Annotated in this window: 14 protein-coding genes and 1 pseudogene; 6 read left to right on the top strand and 9 right to left on the bottom strand. The window is 75.1% G+C overall.

The window, feature by feature from the left end:
• Positions 1-34: 34 nt before the first annotated feature.
• Complete coding sequence (locus SSBG_RS22210; RefSeq protein WP_008748314.1) at positions 35-1039, bottom strand: Gfo/Idh/MocA family protein; 1005 nt, start codon at positions 1037-1039, stop codon at positions 35-37.
• Between the two features lie 126 nt (positions 1040-1165).
• Between SSBG_RS22210 and SSBG_RS22215 the strand changes: the two genes are divergently transcribed.
• The 3 genes and pseudogenes from SSBG_RS22215 to SSBG_RS22225 all read left to right on the top strand — a co-directional run bounded on the left by SSBG_RS22215 (position 1166) and on the right by SSBG_RS22225 (position 4872).
• On the top strand, positions 1166-2653 hold the full coding sequence (locus SSBG_RS22215) for a multidrug effflux MFS transporter (protein ID WP_037870400.1): 1488 nt from the start codon (positions 1166-1168) through the stop codon (positions 2651-2653).
• Between the two features lie 77 nt (positions 2654-2730).
• Positions 2731-3819, top strand: a complete 1089-nt coding sequence (locus SSBG_RS22220; RefSeq protein ID WP_008748316.1) for a serine hydrolase domain-containing protein — start codon at positions 2731-2733, stop codon at positions 3817-3819.
• A gap of 11 nt (positions 3820-3830) precedes the next feature.
• A pseudogene (locus tag SSBG_RS22225) lies at positions 3831-4872 on the top strand (small ribosomal subunit Rsm22 family protein).
• Here the strand turns inward: SSBG_RS22225 and ddaH are convergent.
• A complete protein-coding gene (gene ddaH, locus SSBG_RS22230; RefSeq protein WP_037870402.1) occupies positions 4785-5708 on the bottom strand; it encodes a dimethylargininase in 924 nt (307 codons plus the stop codon). The pseudogene SSBG_RS22225 and the gene ddaH overlap by 88 nt on opposite strands.
• A 231-nt stretch (positions 5709-5939) precedes the next feature.
• Here ddaH and SSBG_RS22235 point away from each other — a divergent pair, with 231 nt between their 5' ends.
• Positions 5940-6659, top strand: a complete 720-nt coding sequence (locus SSBG_RS22235) for a bifunctional DNA primase/polymerase (RefSeq protein WP_037870405.1) — start codon at positions 5940-5942, stop codon at positions 6657-6659.
• A gap of 36 nt (positions 6660-6695) precedes the next feature.
• On the opposite strand, the gene SSBG_RS22240 is transcribed toward SSBG_RS22235, so the two are convergent.
• From SSBG_RS22240 to SSBG_RS22270, 7 genes are all read right to left on the bottom strand, one after another.
• Complete coding sequence (locus SSBG_RS22240; RefSeq protein WP_037871773.1) at positions 6696-7697, bottom strand: hypothetical protein; 1002 nt, start codon at positions 7695-7697, stop codon at positions 6696-6698.
• Positions 7672-8562: an iron uptake transporter permease EfeU gene (efeU, locus tag SSBG_RS22245; protein WP_008748320.1), complete on the bottom strand. Its 891-nt coding sequence runs from the start codon at positions 8560-8562 to the stop codon at positions 7672-7674. The genes SSBG_RS22240 and efeU overlap by 26 nt, the downstream gene beginning before the upstream one ends.
• A 10-nt stretch (positions 8563-8572) precedes the next feature.
• Positions 8573-9820, bottom strand: a complete 1248-nt coding sequence (gene efeB, locus SSBG_RS22250) for an iron uptake transporter deferrochelatase/peroxidase subunit (protein WP_008748321.1) — start codon at positions 9818-9820, stop codon at positions 8573-8575.
• Entirely contained in the window at positions 9817-10965 is a 1149-nt protein-coding gene (efeO, locus tag SSBG_RS22255) for an iron uptake system protein EfeO (protein ID WP_008748322.1), read from the bottom strand. The genes efeB and efeO overlap by 4 nt, the downstream gene beginning before the upstream one ends.
• A 187-nt stretch (positions 10966-11152) precedes the next feature.
• Positions 11153-11992: a heme ABC transporter ATP-binding protein gene (locus tag SSBG_RS22260; RefSeq protein WP_008748323.1), complete on the bottom strand. Its 840-nt coding sequence runs from the start codon at positions 11990-11992 to the stop codon at positions 11153-11155.
• On the bottom strand, positions 11989-13143 hold the full coding sequence (locus SSBG_RS22265) for a FecCD family ABC transporter permease (protein WP_234010624.1): 1155 nt from the start codon (positions 13141-13143) through the stop codon (positions 11989-11991). The genes SSBG_RS22260 and SSBG_RS22265 overlap by 4 nt, the downstream gene beginning before the upstream one ends.
• Positions 13140-14276: an ABC transporter substrate-binding protein gene (locus SSBG_RS22270; RefSeq protein ID WP_199781394.1), complete on the bottom strand. Its 1137-nt coding sequence runs from the start codon at positions 14274-14276 to the stop codon at positions 13140-13142. The genes SSBG_RS22265 and SSBG_RS22270 overlap by 4 nt, the downstream gene beginning before the upstream one ends.
• Positions 14277-14485: 209 nt before the next feature.
• Here SSBG_RS22270 and SSBG_RS22275 point away from each other — a divergent pair, with 209 nt between their 5' ends.
• Together SSBG_RS22275 and SSBG_RS22280 are read left to right on the top strand one after the other, a co-directional pair.
• Positions 14486-15940, top strand: a complete 1455-nt coding sequence (locus tag SSBG_RS22275; RefSeq protein WP_008748326.1) for an HtaA domain-containing protein — start codon at positions 14486-14488, stop codon at positions 15938-15940.
• Between the two features lie 103 nt (positions 15941-16043).
• Positions 16044-17429, top strand: a 1386-nt coding sequence (locus SSBG_RS22280) for an HtaA domain-containing protein (RefSeq protein WP_008748327.1), incomplete at its 3' end; no start/stop codon positions are given.

Below are 17429 nucleotides of genomic sequence, written 5' to 3' on the forward strand. Positions count from 1 at the left end.
CCGCGACCGTGGTCCGCCCCCGCGGGGGCCCCGCTCACTCACCCTCGTACCGCACCCCCGTCGCCTCCCGAACCCGGTCCAGCGTGCGCAGCACCGCGAGCGTGCCCTCCAGCGGCACCAGCGGCGACTCGGTCAGCCCCTCGCGCAGGCACCGCGTCACCTCGACCGCCTCGGGTACGTAGCCCTCGCCGCCGCCCTCCTCGCGCGCCGTGTACGTGACCGGTTCGGCGCCCCGGCGGTGCAGGACGAAGGCCGCGGGGTGGAAGAAGTCGCCCGCGATCTCGACACGGCCCGCGGAACCCACGACCGTCGCCCGCGTCGGGCCCGCGCCGAGGAGCCCGCAACGAAGCAGCGCGTGCGCCCCGTTCGCCCAGTCCAGGAGCATCCCGGTCTGGAGGTCCACCCCGCGTGCGGAGAGCTTCGCGCTCGCCCGCACCCCGTCCGGCTCGCCGAGCAGGAGCTGCGCGAAGGCGACCGGGTAGACGCCGAGGTCCAGGAGCGCGCCGCCGCCCTGCGCCGGGTCCACCATGCGGTGGTCCGCCGGGAAAGGACCGTCCACCGAGAAGTCCGCCTCGACCGAGACGACTTCACCGATCGCGCCCTCCTCCACGAGCAGCTTGAGCCGGCGCACGAGCGGATTGACGTACGTCCACATCGCCTCCATCAGGAAGACGTCCCGCGTCCGGGCCAGGTCCACGAGCCCCGCCGCCTGCCGCGCGCCGAGCGCCATCGGCTTCTCGCACAGCACGCCCCGGCCCGCCTCCAGGCACAGCCGCGCCGCCTCCACGTGCGCCGAGTGCGGCGTCGCCACGTACACGACGTCCACCTCCTCGTCCGCCGCGAGCGCCGCCCAGGAACCGTGCGCGCGCGGGATCGTGAAGCGCTCGGCGAAGGCCCGCGCCGCCTCCGGCGTCCGCGAGCCGACCGCGACCAGCTCCGCGCCGGGCACCGTCAGCAGGTCCGCCGCGAACGTCGCCGCGATGCCCCCGGTCGCGAGGACTCCCCAGCGCACCGGACGTCCCGTGATCTCCTCGGCCATGCCGGCCTCATCTCTCTCGCACCGCCCGCCGGGGCCCGGAACGGCCCGGCGCGGCGGAAAACGGTCCGCAGCGGTCCGTTCGAGCTGAGAGCATAGGAAACCGGTTCCCGCATCTGAGAGGCACACATGGTGGAGCGCGCCCCCGGCACGCGACAGCCCGCAGTCGACACCCCCGTCCCCGGCGACACCCCCGCCGCCGTCCCCCCACCCGCGACCGTCCCCCCGGCGGAGGCCCACGAGGCCGCCGAGGCCGCGGACCCCGTCATAACCGCCCGCCGCACCTCCCTCCTCACCACGTTCGTGCTCGGCGGCCTCACCGCCACGCCGCCGCTGTCGATGGACATGTACCTCCCGGCCCTGCCGAAGGTCACCGAAGCGCTCGGCAGCCCCGCCGCGACCGTGCAGCTCACGCTCACCGCCTGCCTCACCGGCATGGCGCTCGGCCAGCTCGTCGTGGGCCCGCTCAGCGACCGCTTCGGCCGCCGCCGCCCGCTCCTCGTCGGCCTCGTCATCTACGTCCTCGCGACGGCCGCGTGCGCGCTCGCCCCCGGCACCGCGCCGCTCATCGCCTTCCGGCTGATCCAGGGCCTCGCCGGGGCGGCCGGCATCGTCATCGCCCGCGCCGTCGTCCGCGACCTGTACGACGGCCTCGCGATGGCCCGGTTCTTCTCGACCCTCATGCTCATCTCCGGGGTCGCCCCGATCGTCGCCCCGCTCATCGGCGGGCAGATCCTGCGCTTCACCGACTGGCGGGGCATCTTCCTCGTCCTCACCGTCGTCGGCACCCTGCTCACGCTCCTCGTCGTGCGCAGCCTCCCCGAGACCCTGCCGCCCGCGCGCCGCCACACCGGCGGCACCCGCGAGGCGCTCGCCACGATGCGCGGGCTCCTCGCCGACCGCGTCTTCACCGGTCACGTCCTCGTCGGCGGCTTCACCTTCGCCGCGCTCTTCGCGTACGTGAGCGCCTCGCCGTTCGTGATCCAGGAGATCTACGGGGCGAGCCCCCAGGTCTTCAGCCTGCTGTTCGGTATCAACTCCGTCGGGCTCATCGTCATGGGCCAGGTCAACGGGCGGCTCCTCGTGGGCCGCGTGAGCCTGGAGCGCGCCACCGGCGTCGGGCTCTCGCTCATCACGGCGGCCGCGCTCGCCCTGCTGCTCATGACGAGCGGCGTCTTCGGACACGTCGGCCTCGTACCGCTCGCCGTCGGCCTGTTCGTCCTCATGTCCTCCATGAGCCTCGTCATGCCGAACGCGCAGACCCTCGGCCTCCAGCGCGCCCCGCACGCCGCCGGATCGGCCTCCGCGCTCATCGGCACCTCCTCCTTCCTCATCGGCGCCATCGCCTCGCCGCTCGTCGGCATCGCGGGCGAGGACACCGCCGTGCCCATGGCACTCGTCCAGCTCGTCAGCGTCCTCGTCGCCGGCGCCGCCTTCGTCCTCCTGTGCCGTCCCGGCGCGGGCGGCGGGGCGACGCGGACGGCGCTGCGCCACGAGGTCACGACGACCGCGCTGCCCGCCCGGGCCGCCGCAACGCCGGGCCCGGTGGAAGCCGCCGCCGAAACCGCCGGGACCCCGTCCCGCGAAAAGGCTCGCGAAGGGGCTGACGAAGGCTGAACACCGCCCGCCTGCGCCGCGCGAGCCCCGAGCGCGCCGGACTCGACCCCCGCGAGATCGCCCGCCTCACCGACGAGGTGCGGGCCCTCACCCAGGGGGAAGCGCCCTGGTGCGCCGCAGCCGTCGTCCTCGCCGGACGCGGCCCCCACCTCGTCGCCGAAACGGCGGCGGGGTGGGCGCTGCGCTACCGCGCCTGGGACGAGGAGCGCGGCGCCGGCGTGGAACTCCCCCCGGAGGAACGCGTCCCCGTCCGCCCGGACACCCCCTTCGACCTCGCCTCGCTCACCAAGCTCTTCACCGCGATCGCCACGCTCCAGCAGGTCGAGCGCGGCACCCTCGCCCTCGACACCCGCGTCGCCGACGTCCTCACCGACCACCCGGCCGCCGCCGCGCACGGCTTCACCGTCCGCGCCCTGCTCACCCACACCACGGGCCTGCGCCCCGAACTCCCGCTGTACGCGCTCCCCGACGCCGCCGCCCGCCACCGGGCCCTCGCCACCGAGGATCCCGTCGCCGAGCCCGGCACCCGCCGCTACTCCGACCTCAACCCGCTGCTGCTCCAGCACCTCCTCGAACGCCGCACCGGACAGCGCCTCGACGAGCTCGTCGCCGACGGCATCACCCGCCCCCTCGGCATGACCGCCACCCGCTTCGGCCCCTGCCCCGGCGCGGCCGCCACCGAGGACGAACGCCGCCCGTGGGCGAAGGCCGACCGGGGCATGGTGCGCGGCCTCGTCCACGACGAGAACGCCTGGGCGCTCGGCGGCGTCGCCGGCCACGCCGGGCTCTTCGGCACCGGGCACGACCTCGCGGTCCTGTGCCGCGTGCTGCTCCGTGGCGGCTCCTACGGCACCGCCCGCGTCCTCGGCCCCACCCTCACCGCGCTCATGCTCGACGAAGGGCTCGGCTTCGAGGTCGATCAGCCCTGGTACATGGGCGAGCTCGCGGGCCCGCTGTGCGCGGGGCACACCGGCTTCACGGGCACCTCGCTCGTCGTGGACCGCGCCACGGACACCTTCCTCGTCCTGCTCGCCACCACCGTCCACCCCCGCCGCCGCGCCCCCGACAGCACGCCCCGCGCCCGCTCCGCGACCCGCCTCAAACGAGCCGTACGGGACACGGGCCGCCCGCTGGCCCACGAGGCCGCCCCTAGAATCCCGGGGTGAACGATCCCGGGGTGACCCACCCGCACCACGCCCCCTCCGAGGCGCTGCGCGCCGCGCTCGCCACCCTCCTCGACGGGCTCCCCGCCCGCGCCGCCGCCCGGTCCGTGGACCGCCTCATCGGGCACTACCGGGGCCGCACCCCCACCGGGGCGCCCGTCCTGCGCGACCGCTCCGACGTCGCCGCCTACGCCGCGTACCGGATGCCCGCGACCTTCGAGGCGATGCGCGCCGCGCTCGGCGCCCTCGCCGCGGCCCGCCCCGGCTGGACCCCCGGGCAGCCACCTCGACCTCGGCGGCGGCACGGGGGCCGCCGTGTGGGCGGTCGGCGCCACGTGGGACGGGGAACGGCCCGTCACCGTCATCGACTGGGCGCGCCCCGCGCTCGACCTCGGCGCCGAACTCGCCGCCGCCGCGCCCTGGCCCGCCGTGCGCGGCACCCGCTGGACCCAGGGCCGCGTCGGCACGGGCACCACCCCCGCCGCGCACCTCGTCACCGTCTCGTACGTCCTCGGCGAACTCACCGAGGCCGACCGCGCGGCCGTCGTGGACACCGCCCTCGCGGCGGGCGGCGAGGACCCGGCAGCCGCGATCGTCGTCACCGAACCCGGCACCCCCGAGGGCTACGCCCGCGTCCTCGCGGCCCGCGACCGCCTCCTCGCCGCCGGACTCCACGTCGCCGCCCCCTGCCCGCACGACGGGCGCTGCCCCATCGAGCCGGGCCGCGACTGGTGCCACTTCTCCGCCCGCGTCGCCCGCTCCTCGCTGCACCGGCAGGTCAAGGGCGGCTCACTCCCGTACGAGGACGAGAAGTTCGCCTACGTCGCCGCCACCCGCGCCGCCCCGGCGCGGGTCCCCGCGCGCGTCCTGCGCCGCCCGCAGATCCGCAAGGGCCAGGTCATCCTGGACCTGTGCGAGCCCGGGGAGACCCTGCGCCGCGCCACGGTCACCAAGCGCCAGGGCCCCCTCTACCGGGCGGCCCGCGACATCGACTGGGGCGACGCCTGGCCCCCCGCCGAGGACGCGGCGGACGCCGGGCCCGGCACGCCGGGCTGAACCGGCGCCGGGCGCAGCTCCTGCGTGCAGCACTTGACGCTCCCGCCGCCCTTCACCAGCTCGTCCAGCTCCACCTCCACCGGGTCGAAGCCCCGCTCCCGCAGCGGGGCGAGGAGCCCGCGCGCCTCGCGCGGCAGCACGACGTGCCGCCCGTCGGAGACCGCGTTGAGGCCCAGCGCCAGCGCGTCCGCCTCGCTCGCGAGCAGCGCGCCGGGAAAGAGCGCGGCGAGGACGGCGCGGCTGCCCGGCGAGAACGCGCCGGGGAAGTACACGACCTCCTCGCGCTCCGCGTCGAGCACCGAGAGCGCCGTGTCCAGGTGGTAGAAGCGCGGATCGACCAGCTCCAGACCGATGGCCGGGCGCCCGAAGTACTCCTGCGCTTCGCCGAGCGCGAGCGGCGAGGAGCGGAAGCCGTGCCCGGCGAGCAGCCAGCGGCCCGTCACGGCGAAGTCGCCCTCGCCCTCGTTGACCTGTACCGGCACCCCGGGCTCCGCCCAGCCCCGCGCCGCGAACCACGCCCGGTGCGCCGCCGCCTCCGGCTCCCGCTCAGCGAACGCGAACCGCGCCCCGAGCACCCGCCCGTCCACGACGGTCGCCCCGTTCGCCGCGAACACCATGTCCGGCAGCCCCGGCTCCGGGTCCAGCACGTCCACGGTGTGCCCGAGCGCCCGGTAGCAGGCCACGAGCCCCTCCCACTGCGCGAGCGCCCGCGCCCGGTCCACCGGCGTCCCCGGGTCCATCCAGGGATTGATCGCGTAACGGACCCCGAAGTGCTCAGGGGGGCACATCAGGTAGTGGCGTCGGCTCGCCTCGCGGGCACGCGCGGAACGGATCACGGCAACCTCCTCGTACGGGGAGCCACGGAGATCACGCGGGCCCGCGCGCTGCCGCGCGGCCCGCCGCCGCGCCCGGCCGGCCCGGCACCGTCATCGTGCGGCAGACGCGCCGCGCCGGTCTGCGCGCCGAACGGGTGAACGTCGCGCCGGCCCCCGGAAACGGGCCCCGTCCGTGATCACCCCGTACAAGTGGCACCATGGACCGATCACCGGGACGAAGTGAGAGGTGAGATGGGCGCAGCGCACGACCGGCGGCCGGGCAGGCTCACACAGTGGTGGCGGCGTGCCACCGGACAGCCCCCCGGCGGTGAACCCCCCGCACAGGACCGCACCGCGCTGTTGCTCGCCGTCGCCCGGGCCGGGCTGCCGCTCGCCCCCGCCGCGCACCCGGTCGGCCACCGCTGCTCCTGCGCGCGCGTCGGCTGCCCCACGCCGGGCCGGCACCCCGTCTCCTTCGCCTGGCAGACCCAGTCCACGCACGACCGCGCGCAGATCGAGCGCTGGGCGGCGGCGGAGCCCGAGGCGAACTTCGTCACGGCCACCGGCATGGTCCACGACGTGCTCGACGTGCCCTACGGCACCGGTGAGCGGGTCCTCGCGCGGCTCGCCGAGACCGGGGACCCCACGGAGATCGGCCCCGTCGCGGTGAGCGACGACGGCCGGATGCTCTTCTTCACGGCGACCCGGGGGACGCCCGAGGACGAGGACGAGTACTGGCCGTGCGAACTGGACTCGCACCCCGAGGCCGTGGACGAGCACCCGGGCCTGCGCTGGCACTGCCGGGGCAGCTACGTCCTCGTGCCCCCCGCGCGCCTGCCGGGCGACGGGCTCGGCGTGACCTGGCTGCGCGGCCCCGAACACCCGCTCGTGGACCCGCTGCCGCTCCTCGCCGCGCTCACGGACGCGGAGGCCGTCGCCGCGGGCACCCCGGGCGAGGAACCGGGCTGGTGAGCGCCCGCCCGCGCGCGGGGGACCGCGCGGGCCGGGTCAGCTCCCCTCGGCGCCCGTCAGTCCCTGGAGCCGGTTGAGGAAGACGACGGGCCCGCCCCGCTCCGGCACCTTCACCGTCTCGTTGGACGTGTACTCCAGCGTGTACGAGCGGTCCACGCGGCCTTTCAGGAGCGGTTTCGCCGCAGGCGGCGGGACGACGGCGACGTTCGCGGCGCCCGTGCGGCGCTCGTAGTGGCGGCTCGCGAAGAAGGCGAGGCTGCCGCCGTCGGCGGTGCGCAGCGCGTACGGGCGGAAGGTGCCCGTACTGGCGGGCTCGTCGGCCCACTGGACCGTCCAGCCGGGGCGCTCGGCGTTCTTCGCGCGCTGCTCGCGCCAGCCCGTCGTGTGGCTGCCGGGCGCGAAGCGCTCGCCCTCGCCGTCCTGGAGGTAGCGCGTGTAGGCGCGGCTGAGCGCCCCCGGCGTCGCGGGGACGACGTAGCCGTCCCCGTCCGTACGGAACTCCGGTATGCGCGCGGGGGCGAGGATCGCGAGGTAGGTCGCGCGCCAGCCTGCCTCGGGGCCCGAGCGCGTGAAGAGGAAGAGCCAGCGGGTGTCGCGGGCCTTGTCGTCGTCCACGTCGCGGTTGGTGTCGGTGTCGGCGACGAACCAGCGCGGCCAGCCGCGCTGCCGGGGGATCAGGTAGCGCACGTCGGAGACCTCCAGCGGAGTCGCCCGGCGCCCGGCCCCCGGGTCCTGCGCCCGGCGCGAGCGCAGCGTGTCCTGCGTGATGGCGCCGAAGGGCCCGGCGAGGAAGGCCGCGTCCTTCGCCGGGTCGAGGGCGCCGGCCGCCTCGTTGTACGCGGCCCGGAACCGCTTGAGCGCGGTCGCCGCCTCGCCGCGCGTCGCGGTCGGCACGAGTGCCGTCTCGCCGTGCACGGTGACGCAGCCCGTCGCGGTCAGGGCGAGCGCGAGTGCGAAGAGCCCGCCCCGCGCCCGTCTCCCGTACCGGGGCCCCGCCTCGCCGGCCCCCCGCTCACCCCGTCGCAGAAGTCCCCGTATCCTCCGCGCTGCCCTCATCGGCCGCCGCCACCCTCTCCCCGCCGCCCTTGGACCTGCTGCGCCCGAACCCTACCGGGGCGAGGAAGAGCCCGAGAGCCGGTACGAGGTACAGCGTCCACACCGTGACCTGGACGACGGTCGGGTCGGGCTGGAAGTTGAGCACGCCCTTCAGGAGCGTGCCGTACCAGGACTCCGGCGGGATCGTGGAGCTGATGTCGAAGGCGAGGTCGGTGAGGCCGCCGATCCAGCCGGCCTCCTGGAGGTCGTGGAAGCCGTAGGCGAGGACCCCGGCCGCGACGACGACGAGCATCCCGCCGGTCCACAGGAAGAACTTCGCGAGGTTGATGCGGACCGCGCCCTTGTAGAAGAGCCAGCCGAGGACGACGGCGGTCAGCAGCCCGAGGACGACGCCGATGAGCGGCCCGTGGGTGCCGTCGCTCGACGCCTGCACGGAGGCCCACACGAACAGCGCGGTCTCCAGGCCCTCGCGGCCCACCGCGAGGAACGCGGTCACGACGAGCGCGCCCGTGCCCATGACGAGGGCCTTGTCCAGCTTGCCCTGGAGTTCGCTGCTGAGGTGCCGGGCGGTGCGCCGCATCCAGAACACCATCCACGTCACGAGCCCCACCGCGACGATGGAGAGCGAACCGCCGAGCGCCTCCTGCGCCTCGAAGGTCAGCTCGCGGGAACCGTAGGTGAGCGCGCAGCCGAAGCCGAGCGCGAGGAGCACGGCGACGACGACCCCGGTCCACACCGGGCGCAGCGCCTCGCGGCGGCCGGTCTTGACGAGGTAGGCGACGAGGATGCAGACGACGAGGCTCGCTTCGAGGCCCTCGCGCAGCCCGATGAGGTAGTTGGCGAACATGCGGGGCCTCTCAGTCCTTGGCCGGTGCGGTGAAGAGCGCGCGCCCCCACCAGTCGTGGGCGTCGCGCACCCCGGGCGGGATCGCGAAGAGCGCCGAACCGACGTGCTGGATGTACTCGTTGAGCGCGTCGTGGCGGGCGAGCGCGCGCTGCACGGGGATGAAGCCGGTGCGGGGGTCGCGCTGGTACGCGAGGAAGAAGAGGCCCGCGTCGAGGCGCCCGAGCCCGTCCGTGCCGTCCGTGAAGGAGTAGCCGCGCCGCAGCAGGCGGTGCCCGCCGTGCGCGGCCGGGCGCGCGAGCCGCACGTGGGCGGTGGGCAGCATCGCGCGCGGTGACACGGGGTCGTGCTCGGCGAGCTTCCCGGCCGGTGCCCCGGTGCGCTTCGTCCGCCCGAAGACGTCCTCCTGCTCGCGCAGCGAAGTGCGGTCCCACACCTCGATGTTCATGCGGATGCGCCGCGCGACGAGGTACGAGCCGCCCGCGAGCCACGCGGGCCCGTCCTTCTCCGGGACCCACACGTGCTGGTCGAGCGCGGCGGTCTCCCCGCCCGCGATGTTGTTGGTGCCGTCCTTGAACCCGAAGAGGTTGCGCGGCGTCTCGGCGCCGGGGGTCGTCGACGAGGTCTTGCCGAAGCCGAGCTGGGACCAGCGGATCGCGACGGTGCCGAAGCCGATGCGCGCCAGGTTGCGGATCGCGTGCACGGCCACCTGCGGGTCGTCGGCGCACGCCTGCACGCACAGGTCGCCGCCGCCGCGCGCCTTCTCCAGGTGGTCCCCGGGGAAGGCGGGCAGCTCCTCCAGTGCGTCCGGCCGCCGGTCTTCGAGCCCGAAGCGCGTGAAGAGCGAGGGGCCGACGCCGAAGGTGAGGGTGAGGCGCGCGGGGGAGAGGCCGTACGCCTCGCCCGTGTCGTCCGGGGGCGCCTCGTCCGCGCCGAACGCGCCCTCGCCGACGGCGTGTCCGGCGGTCATCCGCGCGGCGGCCCTCGTCCACTCCTTCAGCAGGGCGACGAGGTCGGCGCGTTCGTTCGTGGTGACGTCGAAGGCGGCGAAGTGCAGCCGGTCCTGGACGGGGGTGGCGATCCCGGCCTGGTGGGCGCCGTGGAAGGGGACGGCGGCGGGGGCGGCCTTCGCGTCCCCGCCGTCGAGCGCGAGCGCGGTGCCGGCGGCGGCGCCCGCGCCGAGCACGAGCCCGGCGCCGCCCCAGCCGAGCAGATGTCTCCTGGAGGGGCCGCCGCGCGTCCCCGCTTCCTCCGCGCTCACTTGCCCACGACCGCCGCCGCGAGCTTCGAGAGCGGCTCGGCGAGCGCGTTGACGCCGTCCGACAGCTTCTTGCGCTCGGCTTCCTTCACCTTGTCGTAGGAGGTGAAGTCGTAGGAGTCCTTGCCGGGGCGGTAGGCGTCGAGCTGCTTGTCGAGCGCCGCGAAGCGCGTGTCCAACTGGGCGACCAGATCAGGGTCGTTGGTCTTGGCGACGGGCCGCAGGAGCGTGTACGCCTTCTCGGCGCCCTCGACGTTCGCCTTGAAGTCCACGAGGTCGGTGTGCGAGTAGCGCTCCTCCTCGCCGGTCACCTTGCCGGTGGCGACCTCGTCCAGGAGGTCCTTCGCGCCGTTGGCCATCGAGGTCGGCGTGATGACGGCGCGGCCGACGCGCCGCTGCCAGTCCTTGAGGTCGGTGTCGAGCCGCGTCGCGAGGGTCTTCTCCTCGGCGCCGATCCTCCCGTCCTCGAAGAGCGCCTTCTCCAGGCGGTGCCAGCCCGTCCACTTCTGGCCCTTCTCCAGGCCGTCCGCGCGGGTGTCGGTCTTCGGGTCGATGTCGCCGAAGGACTCGGCGACGGGCTCGGTCCGCTCCCAGCCGATGCGCGAGGGCGCGTACGCCTTCTTCGCGGCGTCCAGGTCGCCCGCGCGGATCGCGTCCGTGAAGACCTTGACCTTCGGCAGCGTCCGGTCGGCCTGGTCCTGCGCGTAGTCGCGGTACGCGGAGACCGCCGCGTCGAGGCGCGGGTCGCGCTTCGCCCCGGACTCCTTGCCGGAGACGGTGAGCTTCTGCCGTACGCCGTGGCCGACCATCCCGGGGCGGCAGGCGATCTCGTAACTGCCCGCCTTGACCTCGGCGGTGAGCGTGTACTTGACGCCGGGCCCGATGTTCTCCTTCTCGGAGACGATCCGCCCGTCCGGCAGCACGATCTCGACCTCGGTCGCCCGCGTGCCCTTGTTCGCGATGGCGAGCGTGACCTTGCCCGCCTTCGCGGTCTTCGCGGTCGTGTCGCACGTCGTGTCGGCGGCGGTGACCCCGATGGCCCCGTCCTCGCCCGCTTTCGCGTCGCTCTTCTCGGTGCAGGCGGTGAGCCCGCCGAGGGCCAGGGCGCCGGTGAGCACGGCGAGTACGGGACGACGCAGGGGACGCATGAGTGTGCTCCAAGACCACGAAGCGACGGCCGCGGAGGGGCCGCCGGGGAAGGGGAGTGCCGGTGAGGCGACCCTAATTTAGCCGAGCCTTACCTCACCGGAACCCCGGTTTCTCGTGATCTGCCTCTCATCCGGGAGGAACGGTCATGAAAGGGTCAAGGTGAAGTCAAGTGCTGCCCTGCCGGGGTCACTTGAGGGCCGCACGTACCGGGAGGACCAGGGGGTCGCCGGTCGCCGGGTGCGGGATCACCTCGACCGGCTGCCGGTAGACCTCGCTCAGGAGACCCGCCGAGAGGACGTCGGCGGGCGGCCCGTCCGCCGCCACCCGGCCCTCGTGCAGCACCGCGACACGGTGCGCGTACGCGGCGGCGAGCCCCAGGTCGTGGAGCACGACGACGACCGCGTCACCGGCCGCCGCCCGCGCGCGGCACACCCGCAGCACGAGTTCCTGGTGGCGCAGGTCGAGCGCGGCCGTCGGCTCGTCGAGCAGGACCAGCGGGGCCCGCTGGGCGAGGACGCGCGCGAGCGCGACGCGGGCGCGCTCGCCGCCCGAGAGCGCCGAGAAGGGGCGCGCCGCGAAGTCCGCCGTCTCCGTCGCCGCCATCGCCTCGCGCACCGCCGCCTCGTCCTGCTCCTCGCGCTCCGTGCCCGCCCACGGCGCGCGGCCCATCCGGACCACCTCCGCCGCCGTGAACGGGAACGACAGCGTCGCCGCCTGCGGCAACACCGCCCGCCGCAGCGCGAGTTCCGCCGCGCTCCACTCCCCGGCCGGCCGCCCCAGGATCTCCACCGCCCCCGTGTCCGGCCGCGTGTCGGCGGCCAGCACCGCGAGAAGCGTCGACTTGCCCGCCCCGTTCGGCCCCACCAGCGCGAGCACCTCGCCCGCCCGCACGGGCAGTTCGACCCCGCTCAGCACCGGCCGCCCCCCGAGCCCGAGCCCGACCGCCGCCGCGCGCGCCACGCTCTCGCCGGGCACGGGCCGCCCCGGCAGCCGCCGCGCGCGCCCGCCCGTCCCGTACCACCTCATGCCCAGCCTCCCTGCTTGCGACGGGTCCTGCGCAGCAGCCAGAAGAAGAACGGGCTGCCGAAGAGCGCCGTCAGCACCCCGAGCGGCAGTTCCGCCGGGGCCGCGACGGTACGGGCCGCGAGGTCCGCGCCCACGAGGACGAGTCCCCCGCCGAGCGCGCTCGCCGGGACGAGGAAGCGGTGCCCGGGCCCGGCCGCCATGCGCAGCAGGTGCGGCACGAGCAGCCCCACGAACGAGATGATCCCGGAGACCGCGACGGCGGCGGCCGTCAGCAGCGCCACGACGAGCACGAGGACGATCCGCAGCCGTTCCACGTCCACGCCCAGGTGCCGCGCCGGGCGTTCGCCGAGCGCCAGCAGATCGAGCTTGCGGGCGTGCAGCGGTGCCACCGCGAGCCCGAGGAGCGCGCACGGCAGCACGGCGAGGACCTTGGGCCACGTGGCCTGGGCGAGGGAGCCGAGCTGCCAGAAGGTGATCTGCGAGACCTGCGCGTTGTCCGCGAAGAAGACGAACAGGCCGATGAGCGCGCCCGCGAAGGCGTTGACCGCGATCCCCGTGAGGATCAGCGTCACCACCTCCGTCCGCCCGTGGGCGCGCGAGAGCGTGTAGACGAGCAGCACCGTCGCGAGTCCCGCGCCGAAGGCGAAGACGGAGACCGTCCAGTTGCCCAGGAAGTCGATGCCGAGCGCGATCGAGGCGACCGCCCCGACGGCCGCCCCCGAGGAGATCCCGATGACGCCGGGCTCCGCGAGCGGATTGCCGAAGACGCCCTGCATGAGCGCCCCCGCGCAGCCGAGCGAGGCCCCGACGAGCAGCGCGAGCACGACGCGCGGCAGCCGCACGTTCCACAGCACGCTCTCGCCGACCCGGTCCAGCGCGTGCCCGCCGACGCCCGCCTTGTGCGCGAGCGAGGCGAGGAGGTCGCCCAGCGGGATGTGGTAGGCACCGATGCTCGCGGAGACGAGGCACAGGGCGGCGAGGGAGAGGACGAGGGCGGGTGTGAGGACGCGGGTGACGGGGCGGGGGGCCTTGGGGGAGGGGAGGGCCGCGCGCGCGGGGGGCGCGCTCTCGGGTACGGGCGTCCCACTGCCCCGGACCGTCTCCGGGGCCCTCTCCCGCACGGTCTCCGGGGCCGTCTCCGGGGCCGTCATCCCCTGCCGTCCTCGCCGGACTTGCCGTCCTTGCCGGACTTGCCGTCCTCGCCGGTTTTCCCGTCCTTGCCGTAGAGCTGGTCCACGAGCGTCGCCAGGACCTCGTCCGTGCGCGGGCCGTAGTTCAGCAGGACGCCGTCGTCCACCGCGACGACGCGGCGGTCGAGACCGGCCGGGGTCTCGGCGATGCCGGGGATCTTGAGGAGCCCGTCGACGCCGCCGACCGAGTCGAGTCCCTTGCTCATGACGAGGATCGCGTCGGGCGCCGCCTTCGCCAGGGCCTCGCTCGTGATCGCCGTGAAGTCCTTGCGCAGCCCCGACTCCTTGCCCGCGTCCACCGCGCCGGCCGCCTCCAGGAGCGAACTCGCCCCGGAATCCGCCCCGCCGAGGAGGTACACGGACGCCGTGCCGCGCAGGTAGAGGAAGGCGACGCGGGGGCGGTCCTCGTGCGCGGGGATCCGCTCGCGCACGGCGGCGAGCCGTGCGTCGGTGCGCGCGGCGAGCGCGTCGCCCGCGTCCGGGACGCCGAGGGTCTTCGCGACGGCGTGGATGCGCTTGTCCACGTCGTCCAGGCTCTTCGCGGGATCGAGGATCACGAGCGGGACGCCCGCGTCGCGTATCTGGTCGATCGCCTCGGCGGGGCCGGTCGTGGACTCGGCGAGGACGAGCGTCGGACGCAGCGAGAGGACGTTCTCGGCCGACACGTCGTGCGCGCGCGTCACGAGCGGCAGTTTCTTCGCCTGCTCGAAGGTCGCCGTGATGTCCCTCGCCACCACGTGCTCGCCGAGCCCGAGGCTGAAGACGAGTTCGCTGAGGCTCCCGGTGAGGGGCACGATGCGCGAGACGTCCCGCACGGTGACGGTGTGCCCGTCGGCCGACGCCACGCGCGCGGGCAGGCCGGGCACGGGCTTCCCGGGCAGCGGTTCGACGCGGTCGCGGTGCGCGGCGGCCCGCGCGGGCGCGCCCCCGTCCGCCGCGGAGCCGGAGCCCGGTCCGCCGCCGGAGCCCGCGCCGCAGGCCGTGACGGCGAGCAGGGCGAGCAGCGCGGCGCCGAGCCGGAAGCGGGCCGGGAGCGAGGGCCGTCTCGCGGCCTCGGGCGACTGCTTCGGTCGCGTACGCACCTGATCAACCATCCTGTCCTGCTGGGTTCGTGCGGGTTCTTGCGGGTTCGTTCGGGTTCGTGGGGAACCGGGGGTTCCCCCGACCGCGGGTCATACATTAGGTTAGCCTTACCTCATTGACCAGGGCTTTGCCGGGTTGACCCGCTCTTTTCCCTTGGTTTCCTCCCGTCCTGCCCCCGCACGCCCTTCCGGAGCCGTGCGCCCCCTTCCCGAAGGTGTCCATGAAGCACGCATCGCGCAGCCGCCTCGTACGCCCGGCGGCCCTCGCCGTGCTGCTCGCCCTCGCGCTCGCCCTGCTGCCGCTCGGCCGGGCGCGGGCGGCCGAGCACACGGTGAGTGGCGGCCGGCTCGACTGGGGTATCAAGTCCTCGTTCCAGAGCTACGTCACCGGCCCCATCGCGCAAGGGAGTTGGAGCCTGAGCGGCGGCGTCGGCACCGTCGGGGGCAGTCAGTTCCGCTTCCCGTCCGCGAGCGGCACGTACGACCCGGACAGCGGCGCGCTGCGCACGAGCTTCGCGGGCGGGGTGCGCTTCGTCGGGCACAAGAAGGGCGCCTCGTACGCACTCGATCTCACCATCAGCCGCCCCACCGTCCGCATCGCCGGTGGCGCCGGCACGCTCTACGCCGACATGCGGAGCAAGGCGAAGGGCAGCGGGCAGTGGAGCACCCGCGGTCAGGTCCCGCTCGCCACGCTGAACCTCGGCGGCATCAGCACCAAGGGCGGCGGCACCCCGATCGGCCTCGCCCACGTCCCCGCGACGCTCACCGCGCAGGGCGCGAGCGCCTTCGCCGGGTACTACACGGCGGGCACCGCGCTCGACCCCGTCACCCTCTCCGTGGACGTGCTCACGGCCGCCGAGTCCCCGGCCCCGTCGAAGAGTCCGAGCCCGTCGAAGAGCCCGGCGGAGAAGAGCGCGCGCCCCGCGAAGGCGGGCCGCATCGAGGACGCGGCCCTCGACTGGGGTGTGCGCCGCACGTGGCGCGAGTACGTCACGGGTCCCGTCGCGAAGGGCGAGTGGACGCTCGGCGGCGGGGCCGAGGACGGCGGCGCGCTCTTCCGCTTCCCGCGCGGCTCCGGCACGTACGAGGCGAAGAACGGCCGTCTCGACGCGGACTTCACCGGCACCCTCCGCTTCACCGGGGCCCACGGCCTCGACCTGCGCCTCGCCGCGCCGCACGTCGCGGTACGGGACGGCAAGGGCACGCTCAGCGCGAAGGTGACCGCGGGCGACGCGCGGGCCCGGACCCGCACCCTCGTCACCTTCGACGCCGGGAAGCTGAGGAAGGCCGACGGCCTCGCGCTGCTCACGGAGGCCCCCGCGCACCTGACCGCCGAGGGCGCCGGCGTCTTCGGCGGCGTCTACAAGGCGGGCACGGCGATGGACCCCGTCTCGCTCGCCGTCGCCCTCGACACCACCGCGAAGCTCCCCGCCCTGCCCGACATCGGCAGCGACGCCTCCGCCGCTCCGGAGCAGGCCGCGAGGACCACCCCTTCCCCCTCCGCGTCCGCCGCCGGCGCCCACGCCTCCTCCGCGCCCGGCGACGGCCCGCCGGTCCTGCCGCTCGCGCTCGGCGGCGGGGCCGTGGTCCTGATCGCCGCCGCCGGGACGGCCTACGGGCTCAAGCGGCGCGCGGCGCGCGGAACCGCCACCGGCGCCACGACCCCGGGCGACTGACCGCGCGTACCCCCGTACCCGAACGCGGCACGCCCCGTCCCCCCAACCACCCACCACCGCCCCCGCACCCGGGGACGGTCCACCCGAGGAGCAGCAAGCCACCATGGCAGTCACCAGACGCCGCAAGACCACCGTCCTGGCCGCCGCCGTCGCCACCGCGGCGGCGCTCGGCACCGGCGCGCTCACCCTGCCCACCGCCTCGGCGGCGGCGCCCGGCGCCGCCGCGCCCACCATCAAGCTCAAGGACGGCACGCTCGACTGGGGTGTCAAGGAGTCCTTCCGCAAGTACCTCCTCTCGCCCGTCGCGCACGGGAAGATCACCCCCGGCGACGGCGCCACGCAGGCGGACGGCAACGGGCCCTTCACCTTCACCGGCGGCACGGGCACGTACGACACCGCCACCCACGGCACGCACACCGCGCTCAACGGCAGCGTGCGCTTCGAGGGCCACGAGGGCGTCCTCGACATCGAACTGAGCGACCTCCAGGTCACGACGACCACGACGGGCGGCGGCATCACGGCCGACGTCACGACCGTCGCGGACGGGAAGACGACGACTGATCAGGACGTGCTCCTCGCCGAGCTGAGCCTCGACGGCGTCCGCCCCGGCCAGGGCGCGGGCGGCGCGATGGTCTTCGCGGACATCCCCGCCACGCTCACCGCGGGCGGCGCCAAGGCGTTCCAGGGCTTCTACCAGGCGGGCACCGCGCTCGACGCGGCGACCCTCACGGTGACACCGGACACCGAGAAGCCGACGGACCCGACGACGGACCCGACGGACGAGCCCACCGGCAAGCCCACGGACGAGCCGACGGGCAAGCCGACCGACGAACCCACCGGGAAGCCCACGGACGAGCCCACAGGCAAGCCGACCGACGAACCCACCGGGAAGCCCACGGGCCGGCCCACCGGGAAGCCGAGCGGCACGCCGGGCCGGACCCCGGGCTCCACCGCGCCCGGCGCCGTCGCTAAGGGCACCCTGACCTGGGGGCTCAAGGACTCCTGGCGCAGGTACATCGCGACCGGCGGCGGCAGCGAGGTCTCCGGCGGCGCGAAGAAGAGCGGCGAGGTCTTCACCTTCCCGTACGCCTCGGGCACCGTGGACCCGGACGCCAAGAAGACCGACGCCTCCTTCGGCGGCGCGGTGCGCTTCACGTACAAGGCGCACGGCATCGACATGAAGTTCAGTGACGTCAAGATCGCCGCGCGCGGCGCCACGGGCACCCTGACGCTCGACGTCACGACCCCGCAGGGCACCAAGAACGACGTCGACTTCGCGAAGCTCGACCTCTCCTCGGCCTCCTACGCCGTCAAGAACGACGTCGTGACGCTCGGCCAGGTCCCCGCGGCCTTCACGGCGGCCGGCGCCGCCGCCTTCGCCAACGACACGACCGGCTCGATCTACAAGGCGGGCGACGCCCTCGACCCGGTCACCGTCAGCCTCGCCCTGAGCGAGGACGCGGGCCTCCCGGCGGCGGGCGGCGGCGCG

It is taken from the genome of Streptomyces sp. SPB074, assembly GCF_000154905.1.
Lineage (GTDB): Bacteria > Actinomycetota > Actinomycetes > Streptomycetales > Streptomycetaceae > Streptomyces.